This window comes from Rothia uropygioeca (assembly GCF_004136585.1).
GTDB lineage: Bacteria > Actinomycetota > Actinomycetes > Actinomycetales > Micrococcaceae > Rothia.
The window spans coordinates 230,602-254,886 of record NZ_NOIR01000004.1 but is presented as its reverse complement, the minus strand read 5'-3'; the positions used below and the strand labels follow the sequence as shown (position 1 = coordinate 254,886).

Genomic DNA, 24,285 nt, shown 5'->3' with positions numbered 1-24,285 from the left:
GTCATCATGCGGCACGGGCGCGGAATGCGGGTCTTGGCAGCGGCTCTGGCAGCGGGAATTGTCTCCGTCGCGGCCGTGACGTCTGCCCATGCGGAACCGGGTCCGTTGCCCACCGTCCCGGTCGTATCCTCCCATCCCAAGGGCGACGACGTCAGAGACCACGAGTACTGGCTCGACGAATTGGGCATCCGCTCCGCGTGGAAACAAACGACCGGCAAAGGCGTCAAAGTCGCCGTGATCGACACCGGAGTGGACGGAAACCACCAGGACCTCACGGGAAATGTGGAGTCGGGGAAGGACGTGTCTAAGGGAGGTAGCTCGGACGGCTGGAAACCGATCGGAGCCGAACCCGAACACGGCACCCTTGTAGCGTCGATGATAGCGGGGCACGGCCACGAAGGCCGCGATGCGAGCAAGGCTCCTGAGGGGGAGCCGGGGCACGGCGCCGGCGTGATCGGCATTGCTCCCGAAGCCAGCATCGTCCCGATCTCCGCGTGGTTGGGAACCCAGAACCCCGGCGGCGTCGCGGTCGAAGACCAGATTCCGCGAGCCGTGCGGGAAGCCGTCGATTCGGGGGCCAAAGTCATTAACCTTTCGGTCGGTTCGTCAAAGACCGATTGGCCGGACTCGTGGGATCAGGCCTTTGAACATGCGCAGGACCACGATGCCGTGGTGGTCGCCTCGGCTGGCAACCGAGGCTCGGGGGTGACGCAGGTTGGCGCGCCGTCGACTATCCCCGGGGTACTCTCAGTGGGCGGCGTGGATCGCCAGGGAAAGGCATCGTGGGATTCCTCGGCGCAAGGGATCTCGATCGCCGTTGCGGCTCCGAGCGAGGATCTCATCGGCGCAATGCCCGAGAACAAATATGGACTGTGGTCCGGTACATCGGCATCGGCACCGATGGTCTCCGGGGTGCTCGCCCTGATGAGGCAGAAGTATCCCGACGAATCCTCAGCCCAAATCATCAAGCGGCTCATCGACACGGCCAGGGACCAGGGCCCGCCGGGCCGTGATCCCCAATACGGGTACGGGGTCGTCGATCCGACCGCCGCTCTGACGCGAGACGAAGACGTCTCGGGGGTCCGAGACAATCCGTTGGGTTCCGTCGCCGCGTGGGCGAAGGTTCATCGTCGGGCGGATCCGACGGACGAGCCCAGCGATCCTCCGGCGGAAGAACACACGGTGGGGGAGAAGATCGATCCAGTCGCCGCCCCCGAGGCGGCCCCGGGTTCACATGTGAACCTTCTGCTGCCGATCGGGCTCATTGCCGCGGTTGCCGGCTGGATGTGGTTGCTGGCCGCTGGAACCGTCGCCAGACTGCGGAGAATTCTGGGTTCGCCGCCTCACCCTCCGAGGCGAGTCCTGGCCGAATACCTTGGGCTGGGAAAACGCAGCCGGAACTCTCATGGGGTATCGGGAGATCAAAGAAGTACGGATTTCTGGGGGCGTAGGCAATAAAGCGGCGGAAACCCGGATAGCGGCGTAAGGTTTTGGATGGCAATATGGGGAATCGAGACCATCGCAGTCCACACATCTTAAGGGAGTAGCATTTCTACCATGTCTTTTAACCAGGTGGCGAACGATCGCCCTCGCGTTCTGATAGTTGGCGGCGGATACGTCGGTTTCACCGTAGCAACCAAGATCCAGAAGGCCATCAAGGCTTCGGGCGGCGTTGTGACCGTGGTCGACCCAAACCCGTACATGACCTACCAGCCATTCCTGCCCGAGGTGGCCGCCGGCAGCATCGAGGGGCGCCACGCAACCGTTCCGCTGCGCCAGCACCTTCAGGACTGCGAAATCTTGGGTGCTCGGGTCGAGAAGGTCGACCATGAGTCGAAGACCGCTACCGTGCGCGGCAATGACGACGGTGACACATACGAGCTCAAGTACGACCAGATCGTGATCGGCGCCGGTTCCGTAACCCGTGCTTTCCCGATTCCTGGTTTGGCCGAGGCCGCGATCGGCATGAAGACCGTCGAAGAAGCCGTCCACGTTCGTAACTGGGTGCTTGACCGCATCGAGACCGCGTCCCTGCTCAAGGACGAGGCGGCTCGTCGTCGTGCCCTGACTTTCGTGGTGGTCGGCGGTGGTTTCGCCGGCGTCGAGACCATCGCAGAGCTCGAGGATATGGCTCGCGATGCGGTTTCCCGCAACTCCCGCCTTCGCGTTTCCGACCTGCGTTTCGTGATGATCGAGGCCATGGGCCGGATCATGCCGGAGGTCCCGGAGGACCGCGCCGAGTCGGTGGTCGCGCACCTGCGTTCGCGCGGCATCGAAGTACTGTTGAACACCTCCTTGGGCGAGGTCGACGGAGACACCTGCAAACTGATCAACATGGGCGACAAGTCGCCGGCGGGTGAGGTCGAGACTCAGACGCTGATCTGGACCGCCGGTGTCATGGCCGCCCCGTTCCTCAAGAACTCCTCATTGCCGCTCGATGAGCGCGGCCGTGTCCGTGTGGGCGCAGACCTGCGCGTCACCGGTGACGACGGAGTCCTCGAGGGTGCTTGGGCTGCTGGCGACAACGCTGCCGTTCCGGACCTGACCGGAAAGGGTGTGGGCGGCTTCTGCGTCCCCAACGCCCAGCACGCGTCGCGTCAGGCCGTAACGCTGGCCGAGAACCTGTTGGCCGCGCGCAACGGTGGGGAGCTCAAGGACTACTACCACGAGAATCTGGGCGCCGTAGCCGGTTTGGGCGTCTATAAGGGCGTCGCCAACATCAAGGGCCGCTCCTTCGAAGGCCCCGTGGCTTGGCTCATGCACCGTGGATACCACGGCATGGCGATCCCGACCGTCGAGCGGACCACTCGCGTGGCCGCGAACTGGTTGCTGGGCACGATCTTCGGTCGGGATACCTCGCCGATCCGCAATGAGCGTTCCCCGCGTCTGCCGTTCCAGGAGGCAACCGGAACCGCTCCGAAGGAAGAGAAGGCTCGACTCTGAGTCAGCTTCGGTTCCCGTAATATCGGGGAACAACCAATGACGCCACCCCGCACTTTCGCGCGAAAGTGCGGGGTGAGTCTCGCCCCAGTAGCCCAATCGGCAGAGGCAGCGGACTTAAAATCCGTTCAGTGTGGGTTCGAGTCCCACCTGGGGCACCAGATATAGCCATCATTTTCTCGCCCGAGAGCGGAATGACCAGTATTGCCCTGATGTCCTGGCGCGCCATTCTGTAGAATGGAAAAAATCCCGGGTATGCTTCGGCCGGTGCAACAAGCACGGTGCGGCCGTCTCGGGAGACCACCGCTTGAGAATCGAGGAATCCCATGGGACGTGGAAATCCCCTGATCAGGCGCATGAACAATGATGCGCAGCGAACCGACCATGCTTATGCTGGCCAGCCGCAGCAGGACCAGTACGGGCAGAACCGCTATGGCCAGCAGCAAGGCGGCCAACAGGCGCCGAGTGCCGCGTCTTTGAACCAGATGTACAACGCTCCCGCGGCGACATCGGCGGATATGCAGCGGGCAACCATGGACGACGTCGTGGTCAAGACTTTGAGCATGCTCGGTCTGATTGCCGTCGGCGGAGCAGTAGGCTGGTTCTTGGGCGGAATTTCCGCTCTCTTCGGGATCATCGGATTCGTCCTGGCGATGGTCGTGATCTTCAAGCGCAAGACTTCACCCGCCTTGGTCATGGCTTACGCGGCGTGCGAGGGTCTCTTCCTCGGCGGTATCTCTCGTATATTCGAGTCCCAGTTCGGCGGCATCGTCTTGATGGCTGTCGTATCCACCCTGGTGGTATTCCTCGGCATGCTGGCCCTCTATGCGAAAGCCGGGGTCAGGATCTCGGGCAAGACCGCGAAGGTCTTGGCCATCGGGATGGTCGCCTACCTCGTCTTTATCGTCGGAAACCTGATTTTCGGCGCCTTCACCGGCTCGTCAATGCGTGACTTCACGATCTTCGGCATCCCCGTGGGAATCATCATTGGTTTGCTCGCCGTGATCATGGCCTGTGCATGCCTCATCCAAGATTTTCAGCAGATCGACGGCGCCCTGCGCGCGGGGGTTCCCCAAAAGGAATCTTGGCGACTCGCATTTGGTTTGATTGTCACGCTCGTGTGGCTGTACGTCGAGATCCTTCGCCTCCTCAGTTACTTCATGCCGAGGAATTAGCGGAATCATTTTTCGCATACGTTTCCCAAACTGTCCGGGGCCTCACCTGAAAGGTGAGGCCCCGGTGTCGTCTTCAGAGAAAGAACCACCATCACCTCTATGATGAAATCTATGAACTCGAGTTCGAACGTGACCGCAGAAAACATCTCAGAAGTCCGTGGGGCCAAGAACGGAGGCTCGGAGCGCCCATCGAACGGCCCCGATATCCCATACGCGCTCAATGTCGCGGCCGCCTGGTCGTGGCGGATCATCGTGATTTTGGCGATGGCGGGTGTCGTCGTCTTCCTCTCGCGTTCAGTGAGCACCGTTATTATTTCGGTTCTGGTGGCCGCATTGATTGCCGGGCTGCTTTCTCCCTTCGTGTTGTGGCTTCGGGGGAAGAAAGTGCGAGCCGGTATAGCCACCGCGATCGTTGAACTGGGCGCAATCGTTCTGGTCCTCGCTCTTTTGACCCTGGTCGGTCAGCAGCTGGTCAAAGGTTTCTCCCAGCTCTCCGATCAACTCGTCACCGGCTATCACGAACTCATGCAGTGGCTCTCCGACGGGCCATTGCAGCTGTCGGTGGACCAAGTCGACAACGCCATCAGTTCGCTGACCACCACGGCCAAAGAGAACTCCAGTCAGCTCATGAGCGGTGCGGCGGCCGTCGGCTCGACCGCCGGAGAAGTCGGCACCGGTTTGCTGATCATGCTGTTCACGCTGATCTTCTTCTTGCTCGAAGGAGAGAAGATCTGGCTCTTCATGTTGAAGTTCTTCCCCCGAAAGGCCCGGCAGGCGGTCAACGGCGCGGGACGCCGAGGATGGCACTCTCTGGTTTCCTACACCCGTGTGCAGGTCCTCGTGGCGTTCGTCGATGCGTTGGGTATTGGACTCGCCGCCCTGATCCTCGGTGTGCCGCTGGCTTTCCCTCTGGGCGTCCTGGTGTTCCTGAGCTCATTCATACCGGTTATCGGCGCCCTCGTCTCCGGCGCGGTGGCCGTATTGCTGGCCCTGGTTGCCAACGGACCGATCAACGCGGTCATCATGCTGGCCGCGGTTCTTCTGGTCCAGCAGGTCGAGTCCCACATTCTTCAGCCGCTCGTCATGGGCAAAGCCGTTTCCCTGCATCCTCTGGCGGTTGTACTCGCGGTGGCCCTCGGATCAATGGTCCTGGGCATCATCGGCGCGCTTTTCGCCGTTCCTGTTCTCGCTGTGGTGAACACCGTGATCCGTTACCTGGCCAACCGGGAATGGGAGGACGACCCCAATATTCGAACCACCCCGTACGCCTTTGACTGGGAGATACAGCGGGCTCAAAAGAAGTCCGCGGCCCAGAAGGTCAAGGAAAGGCTCTCCAAGAGCAACGGTTCCACGAAAGCCCCCGCGGCCGACGCCGATGCGCCGGACGTCCAGAACGCGGACGATGAGGGGTCACCCTCGACTCAGGCGTCCTCAGGAAAGTAATTTGTCGTGAGTGGGCCACCGCCCATGACCGCAGTATCCGAAGTAAGGATGGATCAGTGACCCCTTTGGAAAATCTCCCTGTCCAGATCGAGGACATAGAACAAGCGGCCCAGCTTGTGGAAGGGATCATTGAGAGGACTCCTATTGCGCATTCTCGAGCGCTCGAACGGAAGATCGGTTCGCCGGTTTATTTCAAGTGCGAGAACCTGCAGCGTTCCGGATCATTCAAGGTGCGAGGCGCCTACAACCGTATTGCCCAGCTCAGCGACGAGGAGAAGGCCGCGGGCGTGGTCGCGGCGTCCGCCGGCAACCACGCGCAAGGAGTTGCGTTGGCGGCGTCGAAATTGGGAATCACCGCTCGTATTTATATGCCACAGGGTGCGGCGCTGCCGAAGATAGCCGCGACCCAAGGCCACGGTGCGGAGGTTATCCTCCACGGAGACACGGTGGACGAGGCCTTGGCCGAGGCTCAACGATACTCGGACGAGACGGGCGCAGTGTTCGTTCACCCTTTCGACAACAAGAACATCGTGGCGGGCCAGGGAACGCTCGGCACCGAAATTATCGACCAAGTGCCCGAGGTGGACACCATCATCACCGGCGTCGGCGGTGGCGGTCTTCTGGCCGGCGTGGCCGTCGCGGCCAAGAACCATGAGGCCAGAACCGGCAAGAAGATCCGGGTGATCGGCGTTCAGGCCGAGCACGCGGCCGCCTATCCGCCGTCCCTGGCCGCGGACGCTTTGGTCCCGCTCAAGAAGGTCTCGACGATCGCAGACGGTATTGCGGTCGGCCGTCCGGGCCAGTTGCCCTTCTCCATCATCAAAGAGCTCGTCGACGACGTCGTCACGGTTTCCGAAGACGACCTCGCCCGTGCTCTCATCTTCCTGATCGAGCGCAATAAGCTCGTGGTCGAACCGGCCGGAGCCGTCGGAGTCGCCGCCTTGATGAATGGCAAACTCAACGAGAAATACGGCAACCTCGGCTCAACCGTTTGCCTGCTCTCGGGCGGCAACATCGATCCCATGCTGATGCTGAAGGTGATCCAGCGGGGTCTCTCGGCTGCAGGACGCTACCTGACGGTCAAGATCATGTTGACCGACCACCCGGGGGAGCTGCGCGACATTTCCCGTATCATCTCGGACTGCGGTGCAAACGTGACGGGTGTGGACCACACGCGCGTCGGCGGTTCGCTGTCAATGGGAGACGTATCCATCACGATCGACATGGAGACAAAAGGGGAGGAGCACAGCAACGAAGTGCTTCAGGCTCTGGAAGCCGAGGGTTTCACACCGATGGTCGTCGGCTGACGACGTGATCTCTGCGGGGGCCAATCCGCCCCGCAGATGCTCTTACACCACAAAAATCCGGACCCGCCGACAAGCGGGTCCGGATTTTTCATGACGTCTGGGACGGATGGACTAGTACGGCTTGGCCGAGAGGACCTTCAACTGAATGTCCTTTCCGTTGGGTGCCTTGTAGGACAGCTGGTCGCCGACCTTGTGGCCGTGGATAGCCTGACCCATGGGGGACTTCTCGGAGAAGACCTGGATGTCCTGGTCGCCCACGAGTGTCTCGGCGACCTCGCGGCTGCCGAGGAGGAAGGTCAGCTTCTTGCCGCCGATTTCCGCTTCGACAAGCATGCCGGATTCGACGACGCCGTCGTCCGCGGGCTTGGCACCGACTTCGGCGTTCTCGAGCAAGTAACGCAACTGGGCGATGCGGCCCTCATTTTTGCCTTGCTCTTCCTTGGCCGCATGGTAGCCACCGTTCTCGCGCAGGTCGCCCTCTTCGCGAGCAGCTTCGATGCGGTCGACGATCTCCTGGCGCTTGGGACCCTCACGATCATCGAGTTCGGCCTGGAGGCGGTCGTAAGCCTCCTGGGTCAGCCACGTGCCATTTTCGGTGGTTTCTTCTGACATGATGTCTCCTTGGTGCGACGCCGCGGCCGCGATTTTTTCACGGTGGTTCCTGCGAGGAAGGTGTTGACCTCCCCACACGGCGTCTGAACGGATAGATAAAACCCGCCAGGGCAAACCCATGGCGGGAGACGTCAAGGTTCAATTGTAGCTAGTGACGCACGGAACTGAAAACTAATCTTTTAGCTTGACTTCCAGCAGGAATCCACGGTCGCCGTATGGGCTTGTGAAGTAGTGCGAAGGCTGACCCTGTGGGTCGAGGTCTTGTTCTTGAGCTGATCGGCCGGGACATCGCCGATGGTGATCTCTTTCCAGCCCACGATCGCGTGCTGGTCGTTGAGAGCCTGAACGGCGCAGGTGACTTGTTGATCAGGTTCCTTGGTCAGCTCGAAATCGAGCGTGACTGCATCAGCGCGGGAGTCGTCGAAGCTCACTTCCTTGAAGGACGGTGCTTGTGAGTTTCCGTACGCGAGCCACGCCACGAATACAGCCGCCAGCACTACAAGCACGGCGACGATGCCCCACCATGCACGTTTGGAGAGATGACGTGCAGAACGGTTCTTGCCGTATCGCTGGTCTAGAGTGGAAGTGGTCAATTTGGGGAAAACCTGTCCATAGTCTGCGGGCCCGCCCGTGTGAGTCCTGCAAAGGCGCAGGGGGCTGCGGACGGGAACCGTGAAGTACTCTCTACTGTATCGAAAAGAATGAGGTGTCAGTACGTGACAAGCGCTCAAGAATCTGCCTTGACACAGGCGAAGCGCTCTGGGCAGCACGAGCTCGAGTCGGACTACACCGGCCTGAGAATTCTCGCGGTTCATGCGCACCCTGACGACGAGTCGAGCAAAGGTGCGGCATCAATGGCCGCGTACGCGCGTCGCGGAGCCCGTGTGATGGTTGTCTCATGTACCGGTGGAGAGCGCGGGTCGATTCTGAACCCAGGCGTCGAGGAGAACCCGAGATCGCACTGGGACCTGGCAGGGCTGAGGCACCGAGAGATGGCAGGCGCCCGAGAAGCCCTCGGGGTCGAACACCGTTGGCTCGGCTTCATGGACTCCGGACTGCCGGAAGGTGATCCGCTTCCTCCTCTGCCGTGGGGATGCTTCGCGAAGACCCCGTTGGAACGTGCGGCCGCTCCGTTGATTCGTGTGGTCCGCGAATTCCAGCCCCATGTGATCCTTGCCTATGACGAGAACGGCGGTTATCCGCATCCGGACCACATCATGGCGCACAAGGTCGCCATCGAGGCGTGGGAAGCCGCCGGCGACCCTCGCCGCTACCTCGCCGAGGGAGACGCGTGGGAGCCGCTCAAGCTCTATTACGACCGCGCCTTCAACGTGGATCGCTTTCTGGCTTTCCACAAGGCCCTGGAAGAACGTGGCATGGAGTCGCCTTTCGCCGAGCGCATCGCGATGTTCACCGAGTCTGAGCCGGAAGGTGCACCACCGGTTTCGCGTCATCAGACCACGACACAGATTCCGTGCTCGGATTGCTTCGACGTCCGGGACCAGGCCCTGAAATCGCACGTTTCTCAGGTCGACCCCGACGGCTTCTTCTTCGCCGTCACCAACGACCTGCAGCGGGAGATTTGGCCGTATGAAGACTACGTGCTCGCCGCGAACCGGGTTGAGACGGAACTTCCGGAATTCAGCTTCGCCGAGGGCATCGACTACAAACAGGCTCCGGCTACTCGTTTAGGAAATGATCAACCCTCATGATGAACGCCAGCTCTACCGTTGTGCATCTTTCCGCGGGACTTCTCGCTGATGGAGAGTCGCCGAGCCTGAAACCGGGCCTGGACGCAAATCAGGTCTCGCCCGGCGTCGTGGGTTTTCTGCTGACGCTGCTGTTGGCGGTTCTGATCATACTGGTGGCTCTCGACCACACCCGGAGACAACGTCGCCTCAAGAACCGTTTCGACTATGCGATGGCACGTGAGGCGGAAGAGCGAGAAGCTGCCGAGCAGGCCGGCACCGAAACGGCCTCCGACGTCGAGGAATCCGACCGGGATCCGACCGCACACGGGAACCACAATGCCGATCAACACCCCGACTCGGGATCGAGCCGAGAAAGACGCAACTAGAACCGCTCATACGTAGATCGAGAAGACCACCGCGATGTAGTGGCATGCGAAGCCGAGGATCGTGCAGACGTGAAACAGCTCGTGAAACCCGAAGACTTGAGGTGAGAGCACGGGTCGTTTGAGAGCGTAGAAGACCGCCCCGACGATGTAGAAGACTCCGCCCACGCAGATGAGGATTGTCGCTACGGGACTGACCGACCAGAAATCGGCCATGTAGAACAGGGCCATGAGCCCCATAACCACGTACAACGGTGTGTAGAGCATCCGCGGTGCTCCGGTCCAGAAAACCCGGAAGACGATGAGCAAAAGCGCGCAGGCCCAAACGCTCCAGAGCAGGATTGCGGTCCGCGGCTGATCCAACAACGTCAGCGCCAGCGGCGTATAGGTTCCGGCGATGACCAGAGAAATGTTGGAGTGATCCAACCTTTTGAAAGCCATCCGTGCCTTGTCCTGCCAGTAGGCGCGGTGGTACATCCCGGAAACCGAGAAGAGCACGACGCTGGTCAATCCGAATACGGCGCAAGCAGCCGAACGCGCACCGCCTCCGGCCAGGACGATCAGGACGATCCCTGCGGCGAATGCCACGGGTGCGAAGGACGAGTGAATCCATCCCCGCCACAGGGGTTTGCGTTCCAGAACGTCGTGAAAGCGATCCGCCGCCGCAGTGGCGACGTCCTCAGCCTTCGCTGTTGCCGCACGAGCGGCAGGGCCGGCATTCTTCCCGAACGACTTCTGGTGATGTGAACCCGCGTTACCACTGGCCGGCCTGGACCCTCCGGTCGGTCCTTGTCGATTTGAGTTCGAGCTCATGCGTAGGGTCCTCTCGAGCGCGGGCGGTTCATGTGAAGTCTATTAGGGTGCATCGTGAAGCGCCTGTGTGACTGTGGACGTGCACATCGGGCAGGGGCGAGAGAAGGTACGGTTAAGCCACAAAGGATCTTTGGTCGGTTGCTGAACGACGTTGGGATCTGCCATATAAACCTCTCGGGTCAAAGGAACATCATGAAGCTAGTCAAGCCTCTGTACAGCGTGTACGAGCGCAATCTGGCGGCTTCTATACCTTCTGAACGCTTGCCCCACCATGTCGGCGTCATGGTGGACGGGAACCGCCGTTGGGCGGCCCTCATGGGCCAAACCACCAAACACGGCCATCAGAAAGGCGCCGAGCGCATCATTGAATTCCTCGGATGGTGCCGTGAGCTCGGAATCAACGTCGTGACCCTCTATATGCTTTCGACCGAGAACCTGAAGCGCCCTGCCTCCGAACTGGGGGACCTCATCGGGGTCATTGACGATCTTCTGCATGAGCTTGGCAAGAGCCGAATCGCGCGTCTGCAACCGGTCGGGGCTCTGAATCTGCTTCCCGAGGGGCTGCCGGAGACAGTCGCGGGTGTCACGGAACAGACCGCTGACGTGGACGGACTGCACGTGAATATTGCTGTCGGGTATGGCGGACGCCAAGAGATCGTCGATGCCGTTCGGGAATTGCTGAGCGACGCCGTCCACGCCGGTCGCGATATCGCCGACGTCGCCGAAGGTCTCACCGCGGACGACATTTCAAGCTATCTCTACACGAGGGGCCAGCCCGATCCCGACCTGGTGATTCGCACTTCGGGCGAGCAGAGGCTCTCCGGGTTCATGGTCTGGCAGTCGGCCTACAGCGAATTCTATTTCTGCGAAGCCCTCTGGCCTGATTTCCGCCGCGTTGATTTCCTGCGCGCTTTGAGGGACTACGCAGGACGGCAGCGCCGCTTCGGATCCTAGAGCAGCCAATGATCGATGTGATCTGCTCGTGGTGGGGCAGAGGCGGCCCCGGCATCGCCGCCGGAGCGCTCGGCGGCATCTGCATTGCGATCTACGTGCTCGCCATTGGACGGTTGAGCTGGATCGACGCGCATGAGCACCTCCTGCCGCGGCGTATAGTCCGGCCTCTGTATCCCGTGTTGGGCGGTGGGCTCTTCGTGGCCGCCTGGTGTGCGGACGAGGCCGATCGGATGATCACGTCGTTCCTCGGTGCACTGGTGACAGGAGGGGTTTATGCGGCCATGCGCTTGCTATCCCCGCGATCCGTCGGGCGTGGAGATATTAGGTTGGCGCCGCTGCTCGGTGGGGTGTGCGGCTTTGTATCGGTTCCTCACGCGGTTGCGGGCGTTGTGCTGACTTTCTGCGCATGCGGCCTGTGGGCGTTATTTCTGCTCATTCTGCGGAGGACCGAGCCCCATGGGCATGTCGCCCTGGGCCCATGGATGGGTGGCTGCTCGGCCGCGGCATGGTTGGCCTTGCCCGAAAGCATGGTGTGAACGCCCGCGAGTAAGGTGGGTGCTGATGTCGACGTCGTCTCCAGAAGGAGCAAGCCCACATGCCCACACCGGACTTCATCCTGTCACTGCGCGAGAAGATCGGGCATGACCCATTGTGGATGCCCGGAGTGACGGCCGTGATTTTCGATGAGCGAGGTCGAGTCCTTTTGTGCCGCCGCTCGGACAACGGCGCGTGGACTCCCATCACCGGAATCGTGGACCCGGGAGAAGAGCCCGCGGTAACGGCCATCCGCGAGGCCGAGGAAGAAGCCGGCGTCGTGATTGAAGTCGAAGGCCTCGCATCGGTCAAGGCCAACCCGCCGCAAACTTTCACCAATGGAGACCGTGCTCAGTTCCTCGATCTGACTTTCCGATGCCGCTACGTTTCCGGAACGGCTCGCGTGAACGACGAGGAATCCACGGAAGTCGCATGGGCCGACCTCGATGACCTCCCGGAGATGAGCGAGCGGATGCGTTACCGGATTCGATCGGCCTCCGAATTCACCGGCCGTACAGAGTTTTCTTTGGAGGGCCTCGAGTAGTGAACGAAAAAAGCGTTGCGTGAAAAAGGCGGTCTCAGAGAGGGGCCTTTTTCACGCAACGCTGTTATGTGAGGTCGGTTTCTACCTCAGCGCATTGATATTGCGCATATTCGAACGGGCCATCGAAACGGCCTCACCCGCGCCGCGGTTGAACACGATCTTGGACATCGCGGTCGCGAAGCCGAAGACCATGCTGTTATTGATCTGCGGGGGAACCGAGAGGGCCAGCGGATCCGTGATGACCTCCACGACGCTCGGGCCGTTGTACGCGAGGGCATCTTCGTAGGCCTTTTGCAGCTTCCGGGGATCGGTCACGCGAATCGCGTGGAAACCCATCGCCTTGGCCACGTCGGCGTAGTTGATGTCGGGCACGTCGACGCCGTAGTCCTGCAGACCATCGACCATCATCTCCATCTTGACCATGCCAAGCGTCGAGTTGTTGAACACCACGATGTTCAGCGGCAACTGGTACATCGAGGCGGTCGCGAGTTCGCCCAAGAGCATCGAGAGGCCGCCGTCACCCGACATCGAAATGACCTGACGGTCGGGGAAGGCGACCTGTGCGCCCACGGCCTGCGGCAAAGCGTTCGCCATCGACCCGTGCAAGTAGGAGCCGATCAATCGCCGGGTTCCGAGCGGGTTGATGTACCGAGCGGACCAGACGTTGCACATGCCGGTATCTGCGGTGAAGATCGCGTCCCTGTCTGCGACCTGGTCCAGCAGGGAAGCGGCGTACTCCGGGTGGATCGGCTTGTGCTTCTCCACGTTGCGGGTGTAGGCGCCGACGGCCTTGTTCATGATGGTGTCGTGCCGCTTGAGCAGCTTCTCCAGGAACTTGCGATCCGTCTTGCGATCGACGGCGGGCAGCAGCTTCTCCAGCGTCTCCAGGACGCTGCCTTCGATCTGGAGATCCACGTTGGTGCGTCGGCCCATGCGCTCGGGCGCGATGTCGACCTGGATGGTCTTGGTGTCCGGGAGGAACTGGTCGTACGGGAAGTCCGTGCCGAGCATGATCATCAGGTCGGCGTCGTGAATGCCTTCCGCGGCGGCACCATAGCCCAGCAGACCCGTCATACCAACGTCGAACGGATTGTCGTACTGAATGAAGTCCTTGCCGCGCAGGGAGTGCCCGATGGGGGCTGCGATCTTGTCGGCCAATTCGACGACGACGTCGTGGGCGCCCTTGGCGCCGGCACCGACGAAAAGAGCAACCTTGTTGGCGTTGTTGATCTCAGTAGCGAACTCGGCAATCGTCGCATCCGAAGGAACCTTCGGGGAGCGGCGGAGGTTGCCGATGGCCGGTGCCTCTGCGGTGGCGTCTTCATCTGCGAGGTCGCCCGGGAGGGTCACCACGGAAACTCCGGACTGTCCGACCGCGTAGCGGATCGCGGTCGAGAAAACACGCGGAGCCTGGTCAGTCGTGGAGACCAACTCGTTGTAGACGCTGCACTGTTCGAACAGGCGGTCGGGATGGGTTTCCTGGAAGTAGCCCTGACCGATCTGAACGCTGGGAATCTGTGAGGCGATGGCAAGGACGGGGGCCTGGGAGCGGTTCGCGTCAAAGAGCCCGTTGATGAGGTGGAGGTTGCCCGGACCACAGGAACCGGCGCACACGGCGAGTTCACCGGTCAACTGGGCCTCCGCACCGGCGGCGAATGCGGCAGCTTCTTCGTGGCGGACATGCACCCAGTCGATGCCGCCTTTCTTTGCGCCGCCTGTGGCGCGCACGGCGTCCACGATGGGGTTGAGGGAGTCACCGACGATACCGTAGATACGGTGGACGCCGGCCTCGACCAGTTGCTTCACGATCTGTTCTGCGAGTTTCAATGTTCCTCGATTCCTTGTCGATCGGATTCGACCTAACTCAATCACGCTTCTACTCACTTCAACTAGGCCTTTAAACAGACTATTCCGCCCCGGGCCTTCTTGAGGGTCGAATCACACAGAAGGGGGGCGGAATAGTGTTGTGCGGAACATTTCCGCGGTTTTGCGTGTGTTTCCTAGCGTTCGGTGGACTGGTGCACGGCGGACTCGTCCTCCGAGTCGACTCGCGCGGCGTGACGTCCCCTGTATCCCTTGACGGTGTCGTCCTCGGAGGGATCCGAGGATTCTGACTCTTCGGTCGCACCATCCGAGTCTGAGGCGGCGTTGGTTGAAACGACGGGGAAACTACCGGTCATCAGGCCTTGGTAGGCAACCTCTGCTTCTTCGCCGTCAATGGCTTCGCCCCTGGCGACCATTCCGGAGACCGAACGGAGCGGAATCTCCTTGAGGAAGAACGCGAGGACGAATGCCAAGGCCATGAAGGGCAGGAGATACCAGAATACGGGTGCCAACGACTCTGCGTATGCACGAACCACGCCATCCCTCAGGAAATCGGGCATATCGTTGAGCATTTGCGGGGTCAAGGACGAAGCAGAGTTCCCACCAGCGCCTTCAGCGCCGGCTCCTTGCGCAGCTTCCGGCGGCAACGACGTGAACAGATCGCCGAGCTTCGTCGACAGCTGCGAGGTAAACATCGCACCGAAGATTGCGACGCCAACCGAAGACCCCATCTCACGGAAGTAGTTGTTCGCGCTCGTGGCCGTACCCAACTGGGTGAAGGGAACCGAGTTCTGGACGACCAGCACGACAACCTGCATGATGAGTCCCAGGCCGAAGCCGAAGCTGAAGAGCATCGCGCAGATGACCCACACCGGGGTATCTGCCGTCAGTGAGGTCATCCATACCATCACGGCCGAGGTCACCAGGGTCCCGATGAGCGGATAGGCCTTGTACTTGCCGGTCTTCGAGATCAAATTACCCGAGACGATCGAGGTGAGCATCAGGCCCACCATCATCGGCAGCATCAGCAGCCCAGAGGCCGCGGCCGACGTCCCGGTCGACATCTGAAGGAAGGTCGGGATGAAGGCGAGGGCCGCGAACATGCACATACCCAGGAAGAATCCGATCGCCGTCGCGACGATGAAGATCCGGTTCTTGAACAGGGTGAGCGGAATGATCGGGTCGCTGGCCTTGGACTCGGTCAACACGAAGACGAAGCCAGCCAAGAGCGCACCGGCGCCCCACATCCAGGTCTCGATCGCGTCCCAACCGTGGGCGTCGGATCCGCCGAAATCGGTGAAGAAGATCAAACACGTCGTGGTGATCGACAAGAAAATGACACCCAGGATGTCGATCCGATGTTCCGGGCGATGGGACGGCAGCTTCAGGAACACCATCGCGACGATCAGCGCTACGACGCCGAGCGGAACGTTGACGTAGAAGCACCACTGCCACGTCAGGTGGTCCACGAAGAACCCGCCCAGCAGCGGGGCAACGACGGCGGACATGCCGAACACGGAGCCCATGACACCCATGTAGCGTCCACGTTCCTTGGCGGGGATGATGTCACCGATGATCGCTTGGGCCAGAATCATCAGACCACCGCCGCCCAGGCCCTGAATCGCACGGAAGATCACGAAGAACCAGAAGCTCGTGGACAACGAGATGACCAGGGAGGCGCCCGTGAAAATCACCAGCGCGATGAGGAACAGGTTGCGGCGCCCCAAGGTGTCACCGAATTTGCCGTAAATGGGCATGACCAGGGTGGACGCCAATAAATAGGCCGTGGTGACCCACGTCTGGTGCTCGACGCCGCCGAGGTCGCCGACAATAGTGGGCAGAGCCGTCGAAACGATTGTCTGGTCCATGGAAGCCAAGAACATGGCGACCAAGAGAGCCGCGAAGATGGTCCAAATCCTTCGCTTGGTCAGCAGAAACTTACCGTCAGCGTTGGTAAGCTGCTGGTTGCGCCGCGACTTCTTGCCCGCCGCGGGGGCCGCGCCTTGCGCGGAGGTACTGGTCAATTCTTCTCCTGTAGGGTCATGCTCGACGCGTCCGTTACGGGGCTGAACCCGATGCGTGCGACGTCGTCGTAAGTCTTGATGAGTCTCTCCGGCCCATACGTCGTGGACTCTCCGAGATGCTCTATGTAAAGGTGGCGGACCGTCTCGACGGTCTTGAGTGCGATCATGCGCTCTTCGGAGGACAAATGCGGATGTCTCTGTCTGAGGATCTCCGAACGTTCCTGGAAATTGGCTTCGGCCTTCTTGATGAAATGGTCGATCAATTTCGGATTCTCCGTGATGATCCCTCTGACGCGTCGCATGTGCGAGGGTCTAAAACCGTCCAAACGAGTGCGCTCAATGTCGGCATACATGTGGATGATTTCCCCGACGACGGAACTGTCCGAGGAATGGTAATCACCCGAGAGATACCTCTCTCGATAAACCGCGCGGACCTCTTCAGACTCGATGTCGAAGATCGCGTCTTCCTTGCTCGCAAAGTAATTGAAAAAGGTTCGCCGCGAAATACCCGCTCGTGTTGCAGCCTCGTCGACAGTGAATCCGTTGAAGCCGTTTTCCTCCGCGAGGTCCAAACAGGCTTCGTGGATTGCTCGTCGAGTCTCGAATCGCTTGCGCTCGCGGAGTCCGTCGCTCCGAGTCTCGGCTCGCAAATATTCACTTTCTGTCACAAAGTGTATTTTTGCACTCGTGGGGGATGAGTGCAAATAAATCTACTGTGACGTGCAGCTACATGGTGGGCGAACCTCTCCCTGCCAGCGGTTTCGGGCGTAAAAGGGCCGGCGTCCTCGTGGAAATTCGGGAAGTTCACGACGACGCCGGCCCGGTCACGCGCACCGAAGCGCGTAGTTCGAAAGCCTAGTGGTTTCCGAGCATCTTGGTCACATCTAGTGCTTCATCCAGCTGTTCCTCCGTAACCTCCCCGCGTTCCACATAACCGAGCTCGATCACTGCGTCGCGCACGGTTGTCTTGTGGGCAACGGCATGCTTGGCAATCTTGGCCGCGGCCTCGTAACCGATGAGCTTGTTCATGGGAGTCACGGTCGAAGGAGACGCCTCGGCGAGGAACCGGGCGCGTTCTTCGTTGGCCTCCAGGCCATCGATCATCTTCTCCGCCATCACGCGTGTTGAATTGCTCAGGAGTCGAATCGATTCGAGCAAATTGGCGGCCATGACCGGGATGCCCACATTCAGCTCGAAAGCGCCATTGGTCGAGGATAGGGCGACGGCGGTGTCGTTGCCGATGACCTGAGCCGCAACCTGGATCACAGCCTCGCAGATGACGGGATTGACCTTGCCGGGCATGATCGAGGAGCCGGGCTGCAAATCGGGGATGCGCAGCTCGCCCAAACCGGTGTTGGGGCCGGAGCCCATCCACCGAATGTCATTGCACATCTTCATGAGCGAGTATGCGATGGTGCGCAACTGTCCGGAAGCTTCGACCAGGCCGTCGCGGTTGGCCTGCGCTTCGAAGTGATTGCGTGCCTCGGTCAAAGGAAGGCCTGTTTCCTCGGCGAGCAACTCGATCACGCGGGCGGAGAATCCGTCCGGAGTGTTGATTCCCGTGCCCACGGCGGTCCCGCCCAAGGGGACCTCGGCCACGCGGGGGAGGGCGGCGTCGATGCGTTCGATGCCGTAACGAATCTGTGCGGCGTAGCCGGAGAATTCCTGGCCCAAGGTCACTGGCGTCGCATCCATGAGATGGGTTCGCCCCGATTTGACGACGTTCTTGAACTCTTCGGCCTTGTCCTCGAGCGACGTCGCCAACTGGTCCAATGCAGGCTTGAGGTCATTGATCAAAGCACCTGTCACGGCGACGTGCACCGAGGTCGGGAAAACATCGTTCGAGGACTGCGAGGCATTGACGTGGTCGTTCGGATGAACTTGGATGTCTTTGGCCTCGAGTGCGCGGGAGGCCAACGTCGCAAGAACTTCGTTGGTATTCATGTTCGAGGACGTACCGGAACCGGTCTGGAACACGTCAATCGGAAAATCGTCGTCGTGTTGGTGCGCGATCACCTCGTCCGCAGCACTGCGGATGGCCTCGGCCCGATCCTGGTCGAGGACATCGAGTTCCAAGTTGGCCTGAGCCGCGGCCTTCTTGACGCGCGCGAGAGCGGCGATGTGCGCCGACTCCAAGGTTTTGCCCGAGATCGGGAAGTTCTGGACAGCACGCTGAGTCTGCGCACTGTACAGGGCGTTGACCGGTACTCGGACCTCGCCCATGGTGTCGTGTTCGATGCGGAATTCTGTATTTTCAGCCATACCGCCAGTTTAGGCCGACAGTGCTTCTATTTCCGCTCTAGGGCTGAAGATCGTGCGATGAGAAGACGAGCTCGGCCTTCCCGTCCCTGAGGTGGTAGAACATGCCGATGACCGCGGTCCGGTTCTCGTCCACGGCATTCGAGATGATTTTCGACTGGTCAATCATGCGCTCGGCGACTTGCCGCGTGTTGGTGCGGACCATTTCGTTCAGCGTGACGTCTTCCGCATCGGAATTGCGACGAGTCTCGATGACCGCCGGCATGATCTCTTCGACCAGGTTCCGGACAAAGCCTGGTGGCATAGCACCGGTCTCGTAGGAATCCTTGGCGGCGGTCACCGCACCGCACGAGTCGTGGCCGAGCACCACCATGAGCGGAACCTGCAGATCCGTGATGCTGTATTCGAGAGAACCGAGGGAAGCGTTGCTGAGCACCTGACCGGCGGTCCGGACGACGAAGGTGTCGCCCAAGCCGAGGTCGAAGATGATCTCTGCGGCGAGACGGGAATCGGAGCAGCCGAAGATCACGGCGAAGGGATTCTGCCCGCCGGCCAGGGATTCTCGCCGGGCGGCGTCCTGATTCGGGTGGTGGGACTCGCCGGCAACGAATCTGGCGTTGCCGTCCGCCAGTCGTTTCCACGCTTCTTGAGGAGTGATCTGTGCCGGCTTCTCAGACATGTGTTCGGGGCCCTTTCGTGGAGTTTCTTCATGCAGCCCAGCGCGAGTGGACGACTTCAGTTGATATTAGGCCTGGTCAGCCGCTTTGCGCGGAACTCGTTGGGGACGGTGACGTGGCATCGCCGTTCTTGAGGGACTCCAACGACTGGTGCGCCAGATCCTTGAACTCGTCCCGTTCGGCATCGCCGGAGAGAATCAGTGTGGTTCCGTTGACGTCGCCCACGTATGCGGTGGTCCCGTTCCCACCGTTTTTGTCCTGTTTGACACGGGTGCTCCACGTGACGCCGTCAATATCGGTCTTGCCCGTGGCCGGGGCGCTGTCGGTCTTCTGCGAGATCCAGGTCGGGTTGGCCTTGTTGGTCTGCGTGACCGTAATGAAGCCTTGGGACGGTGTCACGAATCCGGCTTCCCAGAACGGCACTCCGTCCGCCGAACCGGAATTCCAGCGGGCGAAATTCGCGTGCCAGGAGTCGTCCAACTGCGGTGCGACGACGGCGTATCCTGCGGTTTCGCTGGCTTCCTGCGCGGTCTTGGTGAGATCCACATCCGGCCGGTACGACTGGTTGTCCGGTCTGGGTACGAGCCACAGGAAAGGGAGGAGAATCAGAAGGAGAGCGATCATCGAGAAAACCATGGCCCGCACGGGTGTGTTGAGACGTTTTGCCTGAGACTCGGTGAGCTGCGGTTTGACGGGCAACTCATCACCGTCGGTGCCGTCCCTGCCCGAGGAGGGCTGGCCGGATGGATCTACGGGATTCTCGTTGTTGGATTCGCTCACCCGGCTATTCTGCCGCAGCCGGAGGGATGCTCAAAGCTGACTCATGAAACTCGCGGGCTCTTTCACGGTCGCACCCAGCGACGAGAGCTCGGCCTGCGAAGAATGAGGGTTGCGTTCGTCAGGGACAACCTTTCGTCATATCGGGCGACCTGAGCCCGGCGTCGGGCAGAGCAAGTAAGCTGGGCAGAGCACCCGTGTTGGGCAGACAGGCCCACGGACACCACGTGGCGCGCCACAGGCCGGTGCGTCGCGGACGACAACTTCGAAGGCGAGGATCTCTGTGTCGGAAGCGAACGAACAGAACAACCAGGCTGACCGCAACCTAGCGCTCGAGCTGGTTCGAGTAACCGAGGCCGCAGCGATCGCGGGCGGCAACTGGGTAGGGGCCGGGGACAAGAACTCGGCCGACGGTGCGGCCGTTGATGCGATGCGTAACATGCTTTCAACCGTGCACTTCAACGGCACCGTGGTGATCGGCGAAGGCGAAAAAGACGAAGCCCCCATGTTGTTCAACGGAGAACACCTGGGTGATGGGGACGGTCCGGCCCTCGACGTCGCGGTCGACCCCGTCGACGGAACCCGCCTCACAGCGCTCGGCATGAACAACGCGTTGTCGGTCATCGCCGTGGCCGACGGTGGTTCGATGTTCGATCCGTCCGCTGTTTTCTACATGGAAAAGCTGGTGACCGGCCCGGAGGCTGCTGACCTCGTCGATCTCCGCCTGCCCGTCAAACAAAACCTCCACTTGGTGGCCAAGGCCAAGGGCAAGCGCATCAACCAGCTCACCGTGTGCATCCTTGACCGGCCTCGCCACGCGGATTTGGTCGAAGAAGTCCGGGCAACCGGTGCACGAACCCGCATGATCCTGGACGGCGACGTCGCCGGCGCTATCGCAGCGTGCCGCGACAACACGGGCGTGGACGTGATGCTCGGAACCGGTGGCACCCCGGAAGGAATCGTCGCGGCCTGCGCCATCAAGGCTACCGGTGGCGTGATCCAGGGCCGGCTGGCGCCCAAGGACGACGAAGAAAAGCAGAAGGCGCTGGACGCCGGGCACAACTTGGATGCCGTTTTGACAACCAACGAGTTGGTCACAAGTGATAACTGCTTCTTCGCTGCAACCGGTGTGACCGACGGAGATTTGCTGCGTGGCGTTCGTTACTTCGGCGACCGCATCAGCACCCAGTCGATCGTCATGCGGTCGAAGTCCGGGACCGTGCGAATGGTCGAAGCTGAGCACATTGCCGAAAAATGGGATAAGTACCAGCGGTAATTCCGACTCATATTTCGCAACGGCCCGGGGGCGCGAGCATTTCGCCGCGTCCCCGGGCCGTTCCGGTATCCTCTCCTGGCTGACGGCGCGTCCACTGCCGGGACGTGCTCGACAACGAGACGGAGCACGAGATCACGTTAACGATCGAATCGTTGCGGGGACACATGACCGTCATCCTCATCGCCCATGGTCTCTCCACGGTCAAGAAGGCGGACGAAATTCTGTTCTTCTCCGGAGGGCGGTTGAAGAACCGAGGCACGATGGCCCGGCTCAGTAAGATCGAGCCGGAGTTCGCCCGACTCGTCGAGCTGGGAAGTCTCGGGGTCTAGGCCTCTGCTCACCGGCGTCGGAAGAGACCCTGTGAGCAGAACATAACGACCGGTTGTTACCGGCGCAGCGTCTTCCGTACCCGGGCGGCCGCGGTAGAGACAAAGCGTTTCGCCTTCGGGAAACCGGTTTCCCGAGCCGAGTACGCGAGCCGGTAGGCCTTGTACGCCAGGTTGTTGACCGGGAGATCCCACGTACCCGGAAGCGTCACGGGGTAGCCGCCGAATGATTTCTTGAAGCCGGTGAACCCCGCCCACGGGTGGTTCGGCTCGCCCTCCGGCGCAATGCCGAACATATCGAACCGAGTCAGCCCTTTGTTCTTGGCATCGAGCATCATGGTCGAGACCAAAGGGTTATTGGCACTGAGTTTGCGGTGCTCGTACGACATCGACGCGTGCGCGTAGGTTCGAGTGTCCTCGGAATCATAGACCATCGCCGCTCCGATCGGCTCGCCATCGACGCGAGCAAGGTAGACCGATGCGGCGCCGAGCGGCATGAGCGACTTCGCGGCCTGCGTCAGGTAATCATCCTTCTGCCGGTTGAATCCCACTCGCTCCGCCGTCTGGTTCAAATACTTCAGCAGAACTGCGATGTCGGCAGGATCGCGCGATTCCTCGAAGCTGACCCCCTTTTTGTGAATGTTCCGGTGGAGGTTCCGGTTGGTGGACTTCATCCCCTTGAGGATCGCGTCCTCGTCCTGAGTGAGATCAACCATCCACGTGTGACTCGGCTGAACCTGTCGGGGCGCGAAATGCATTCCGCGGCTCTCAAGATCCTCGACCTGGTCTGCCCCTTCGGGGAACATTTCATCGCGGGTCGGTTCCACACGGATGAACAGGCACTTCTTGCTGGCGGCAAGCTGCTTGAGATCCTCGAGGGCCCGAGTGAAGGCCTGCGCGGAGTTGGCAATCGGCCCGTACGGGCAATACAAGTAACGCCCTGTACGCCCGCCCTCCAAGGTAGCGAGGTACGAGTAACCGTCACCCGACCTCTGGAATACCTCATGGCCTAGATCGCGCTGAAATTTTGCCCACGCATCGGACTGCAGAATTGTGCTCATTCTTCCCATCTTAGGAGTTACGGGACTGAACAGGTGCCATTCTCGGTGAGGTCGGCGGCAAGCTGAACATCGAGGTTGTCAGCCTGGGCCGTATTGGTCCGGTTGTGGCTGCTCAGGCCCAGCGTCTGGGCCACAGCAAGCGGGGAAACAGCCGATACGGGATTCGCCCCACCTCCGGGAGCCTCCTGAGCGCTCGCGGCCTTGGTATCCGGGGTCTTGCCGTCCTTGGAATCCTGAATGACCTTCGAAACCGACGACTGGAACTCATCGAAATCGGGATACGTCGGGAACTCCTCTGCGAAGTAAGGCGGCGCCATGCCGTACTGGATCAGGTCGTGGTCCTTGGACTTGAGACCAAGGTCCACGAAGCTCGGAAGCTGGTTCTCGGGAATGTCGGTTTCAATGATTTTCTGACCGGCGTCGGAGATGTCCTGGAAACGGGTCAGAAGCGTGCCGGGGTCGAGTTGTTTGAGCATTGCAGACTGCACGCAACGCTGCCGGGCCTCACGATCGTAATCCGAAGCACCCTCACGGGACCGTCCGTACCAGAGGGCGTGGAAACCGTCGAGGTGCTGCTTACCAGGCTCAATGTATCCGTCGATGGGGTTCGGCTCGCCGGTGATCTCGTCGTGTCCGCCGCCGATCGGCACCCGTCCACCGACGTTGATATCGATGCCGCCCATTGCGTCGATGAGGTTGGAGAACCCGTCCATGTCCACCAGCACATAGGCCTGGATGGGGAGCCCGGTGATGCCTTCCGCGGCATCCTTCATGGCCTCAGCTCCGGGGTCAGCGGCATTCGGGTAGAGGTCTTTGTGATCATTGGCGACATCGGGGTACAGGGCGTTGAGGATACATTCGTCGCCGCAGTTGTACCCATCCGGGTAGATGTCCCAGAGCGGAGAATCCTTGGAGAACTGTGCATTCTGCGTATTGCGCGGCAACGAGATCGTCACGGCCTGCCCGGTCTTCGCATCAACGCTGAAGACCGTCATCGAATCGGGGCGTCGACCGACGCGATCATCACCCGCGTCACCACCCATGAGGAGGAAGTTGTACCGGCCGTCCACGGGTTTCATCTTCGCTCCGGAGGCAAAGATTCCGCTGACGGCCCCGCGCCCCACGTTCACCAGATACGCCGAGTACCCGACACCGCCGGCAGTAACGAACAGCAGAACCACGAATCCGATGATCACAGCGGGGCGCATGCCTTTGGCCAGGAGTACGGGCCGAATCAACCGCAAAGTGTCGAAGAACAGGAAGGCCCAGAAGATCGCCAGGGCCACGAGCACGATGACCAGGACGAGCGACATGTAACGCCCCGTGACGAGCTCGATCACCCAGGCGCGATGGATCAGCCACGTGAGGAGCAGGAGAATCAGCAGAACCCACACGGTCAGCGTGACGGTCAGGGCGATCCGCCCCACCTTTCGGTGACCTGCAACGAGCTGGGCCGAGCCTGGGATGATGGTCGTCAGAATCAGGAGTAACCAAGCCCTCTTGGTACGCGTGAGAGCCCCACCTGAGCGGGGATTGCGCAGGGGGTCGGTCATTCGCGAGCTGCCAACGTGCTCGTCCAGCCCGCGTGCGGCCTCGATGTGGTCGGAGGGATCCTGGTTGCTTGGGGGAGTAGTCATGATCGAACCCGATCCTACAGTTTGACCA

General features: G+C 60.9%; 23 protein-coding genes and 1 tRNA gene. 13 read left to right on the top strand and 11 right to left on the bottom strand.

Annotation, left to right across the window (positions count from 1 at the left end; translation table 11 throughout):
• Positions 1 to 24 precede the first annotated feature (24 nt).
• The 6 genes from EWR20_RS11145 (at position 25) to ilvA (ending at position 6,865) form a co-directional block, all read left to right on the top strand.
• The gene (locus tag EWR20_RS11145) at positions 25 to 1,458 is read left to right on the top strand and encodes a S8 family serine peptidase (RefSeq protein WP_394342287.1); all 1,434 of its coding nucleotides are present in this window, start codon (positions 25 to 27) and stop codon (positions 1,456 to 1,458) included.
• A 99-nt stretch (positions 1,459 to 1,557) separates the two neighbouring features.
• Entirely contained in the window at positions 1,558 to 2,943 is a 1,386-nt protein-coding gene (locus tag EWR20_RS11140) for an NAD(P)/FAD-dependent oxidoreductase (protein WP_129360736.1), read from the top strand.
• Between the two features lie 81 nt (positions 2,944 to 3,024).
• Positions 3,025 to 3,101, top strand: a tRNA-Leu gene (locus EWR20_RS11135).
• A gap of 165 nt (positions 3,102 to 3,266) precedes the next feature.
• Positions 3,267 to 4,115 (top strand): Bax inhibitor-1/YccA family protein, encoded by an 849-nt coding sequence (locus EWR20_RS11130; protein WP_129360735.1) that lies wholly within the window; start codon positions 3,267 to 3,269, stop codon positions 4,113 to 4,115.
• 111 nt (positions 4,116 to 4,226) lie between these two features.
• A complete protein-coding gene (locus tag EWR20_RS11125) occupies positions 4,227 to 5,558 on the top strand; it encodes an AI-2E family transporter (protein WP_129360734.1) in 1,332 nt (443 codons plus the stop codon).
• A 56-nt stretch (positions 5,559 to 5,614) separates the two neighbouring features.
• Complete coding sequence (gene ilvA / locus EWR20_RS11120; protein WP_129360733.1) at positions 5,615 to 6,865, top strand: threonine ammonia-lyase; 1,251 nt, start codon at positions 5,615 to 5,617, stop codon at positions 6,863 to 6,865.
• A gap of 111 nt (positions 6,866 to 6,976) precedes the next feature.
• Here the strand turns inward: ilvA and greA are convergent, their stop codons facing one another.
• Together greA and EWR20_RS11110 are read right to left on the bottom strand one after the other, a co-directional pair.
• Positions 6,977 to 7,477 carry a transcription elongation factor GreA gene (gene greA, locus EWR20_RS11115; RefSeq protein WP_129360732.1) on the bottom strand — a complete coding sequence of 167 codons (501 nt, stop codon included), beginning with the start codon at positions 7,475 to 7,477 and terminating at the stop codon, positions 6,977 to 6,979.
• Positions 7,478 to 7,656: 179 nt separating this feature from the next.
• Positions 7,657 to 8,070, bottom strand: a complete 414-nt coding sequence (locus tag EWR20_RS11110; RefSeq protein ID WP_238147717.1) for a DUF4307 domain-containing protein — start codon at positions 8,068 to 8,070, stop codon at positions 7,657 to 7,659.
• Positions 8,071 to 8,217: 147 nt separating this feature from the next.
• On the opposite strand from EWR20_RS11110, the gene mca reads away from it, so the two are divergent.
• On the top strand, positions 8,218 to 9,189 hold the full coding sequence (gene mca / locus EWR20_RS11105) for a mycothiol conjugate amidase Mca (RefSeq protein WP_238147737.1): 972 nt from the start codon (positions 8,218 to 8,220) through the stop codon (positions 9,187 to 9,189).
• Complete coding sequence (locus tag EWR20_RS11100; RefSeq protein WP_238147716.1) at positions 9,186 to 9,554, top strand: hypothetical protein; 369 nt, start codon at positions 9,186 to 9,188, stop codon at positions 9,552 to 9,554. Before mca ends, EWR20_RS11100 begins: the two co-directional genes overlap by 4 nt.
• A gap of 6 nt (positions 9,555 to 9,560) precedes the next feature.
• Here the strand turns inward: EWR20_RS11100 and trhA are convergent, their stop codons facing one another.
• Positions 9,561 to 10,364, bottom strand: a complete 804-nt coding sequence (trhA, locus tag EWR20_RS11095; protein ID WP_129360729.1) for a PAQR family membrane homeostasis protein TrhA — start codon at positions 10,362 to 10,364, stop codon at positions 9,561 to 9,563.
• Positions 10,365 to 10,556: 192 nt separating this feature from the next.
• Here trhA and EWR20_RS11090 point away from each other — a divergent pair, with 192 nt between their 5' ends.
• The 3 genes from EWR20_RS11090 to EWR20_RS11080 are packed head-to-tail and all read left to right on the top strand — an operon-like array spanning position 10,557 to position 12,396.
• Positions 10,557 to 11,318: an isoprenyl transferase gene (locus tag EWR20_RS11090; RefSeq protein ID WP_129360728.1), complete on the top strand. Its 762-nt coding sequence runs from the start codon at positions 10,557 to 10,559 to the stop codon at positions 11,316 to 11,318.
• Between the two features lie 8 nt (positions 11,319 to 11,326).
• The gene (locus tag EWR20_RS11085) at positions 11,327 to 11,854 is read left to right on the top strand and encodes a prepilin peptidase (protein ID WP_129360727.1); all 528 of its coding nucleotides are present in this window, start codon (positions 11,327 to 11,329) and stop codon (positions 11,852 to 11,854) included.
• A 59-nt stretch (positions 11,855 to 11,913) separates the two neighbouring features.
• Positions 11,914 to 12,396, top strand: a complete 483-nt coding sequence (locus tag EWR20_RS11080; RefSeq protein WP_129360726.1) for an NUDIX hydrolase — start codon at positions 11,914 to 11,916, stop codon at positions 12,394 to 12,396.
• Between the two features lie 81 nt (positions 12,397 to 12,477).
• Here EWR20_RS11080 and EWR20_RS11075 read toward each other — a convergent pair whose 3' ends face one another.
• The 6 genes from EWR20_RS11075 to EWR20_RS11050 form a co-directional block, all read right to left on the bottom strand.
• Positions 12,478 to 14,223 carry a pyruvate dehydrogenase gene (locus tag EWR20_RS11075; RefSeq protein WP_129360725.1) on the bottom strand — a complete coding sequence of 582 codons (1,746 nt, stop codon included), beginning with the start codon at positions 14,221 to 14,223 and terminating at the stop codon, positions 12,478 to 12,480.
• A 173-nt stretch (positions 14,224 to 14,396) separates the two neighbouring features.
• Positions 14,397 to 16,154 carry an MDR family MFS transporter gene (locus EWR20_RS11070; RefSeq protein WP_238147736.1) on the bottom strand — a complete coding sequence of 586 codons (1,758 nt, stop codon included), beginning with the start codon at positions 16,152 to 16,154 and terminating at the stop codon, positions 14,397 to 14,399.
• 86 nt (positions 16,155 to 16,240) lie between these two features.
• Positions 16,241 to 16,912, bottom strand: a complete 672-nt coding sequence (locus tag EWR20_RS11065; protein WP_238147715.1) for a TetR/AcrR family transcriptional regulator — start codon at positions 16,910 to 16,912, stop codon at positions 16,241 to 16,243.
• Between the two features lie 187 nt (positions 16,913 to 17,099).
• Positions 17,100 to 18,506, bottom strand: coding sequence for a class II fumarate hydratase (locus EWR20_RS11060; protein ID WP_129360724.1), 1,407 nt, complete (start codon positions 18,504 to 18,506; stop codon positions 17,100 to 17,102).
• Positions 18,507 to 18,543: 37 nt separating this feature from the next.
• Positions 18,544 to 19,182, bottom strand: coding sequence for a carbonic anhydrase (locus EWR20_RS11055; protein WP_129360723.1), 639 nt, complete (start codon positions 19,180 to 19,182; stop codon positions 18,544 to 18,546).
• A 76-nt stretch (positions 19,183 to 19,258) separates the two neighbouring features.
• The gene (locus EWR20_RS11050) at positions 19,259 to 19,960 is read right to left on the bottom strand and encodes a DUF4245 domain-containing protein (protein WP_129360722.1); all 702 of its coding nucleotides are present in this window, start codon (positions 19,958 to 19,960) and stop codon (positions 19,259 to 19,261) included.
• A 280-nt stretch (positions 19,961 to 20,240) separates the two neighbouring features.
• Here EWR20_RS11050 and glpX point away from each other — a divergent pair, with 280 nt between their 5' ends.
• Positions 20,241 to 21,233 (top strand): class II fructose-bisphosphatase, encoded by a 993-nt coding sequence (gene glpX / locus EWR20_RS11045; protein ID WP_129360721.1) that lies wholly within the window; start codon positions 20,241 to 20,243, stop codon positions 21,231 to 21,233.
• Between the two features lie 104 nt (positions 21,234 to 21,337).
• Positions 21,338 to 21,562, top strand: coding sequence for a hypothetical protein (locus tag EWR20_RS11040; RefSeq protein WP_129360720.1), 225 nt, complete (start codon positions 21,338 to 21,340; stop codon positions 21,560 to 21,562).
• A 56-nt stretch (positions 21,563 to 21,618) separates the two neighbouring features.
• On the opposite strand, the gene EWR20_RS11035 is transcribed toward EWR20_RS11040, so the two are convergent.
• Positions 21,619 to 22,620, bottom strand: coding sequence for a lipid II:glycine glycyltransferase FemX (locus tag EWR20_RS11035; RefSeq protein ID WP_129360719.1), 1,002 nt, complete (start codon positions 22,618 to 22,620; stop codon positions 21,619 to 21,621).
• Between the two features lie 17 nt (positions 22,621 to 22,637).
• A complete protein-coding gene (locus tag EWR20_RS11030) occupies positions 22,638 to 24,257 on the bottom strand; it encodes an LCP family protein (protein ID WP_129360718.1) in 1,620 nt (539 codons plus the stop codon).
• Positions 24,258 to 24,285 lie beyond the last annotated feature (28 nt).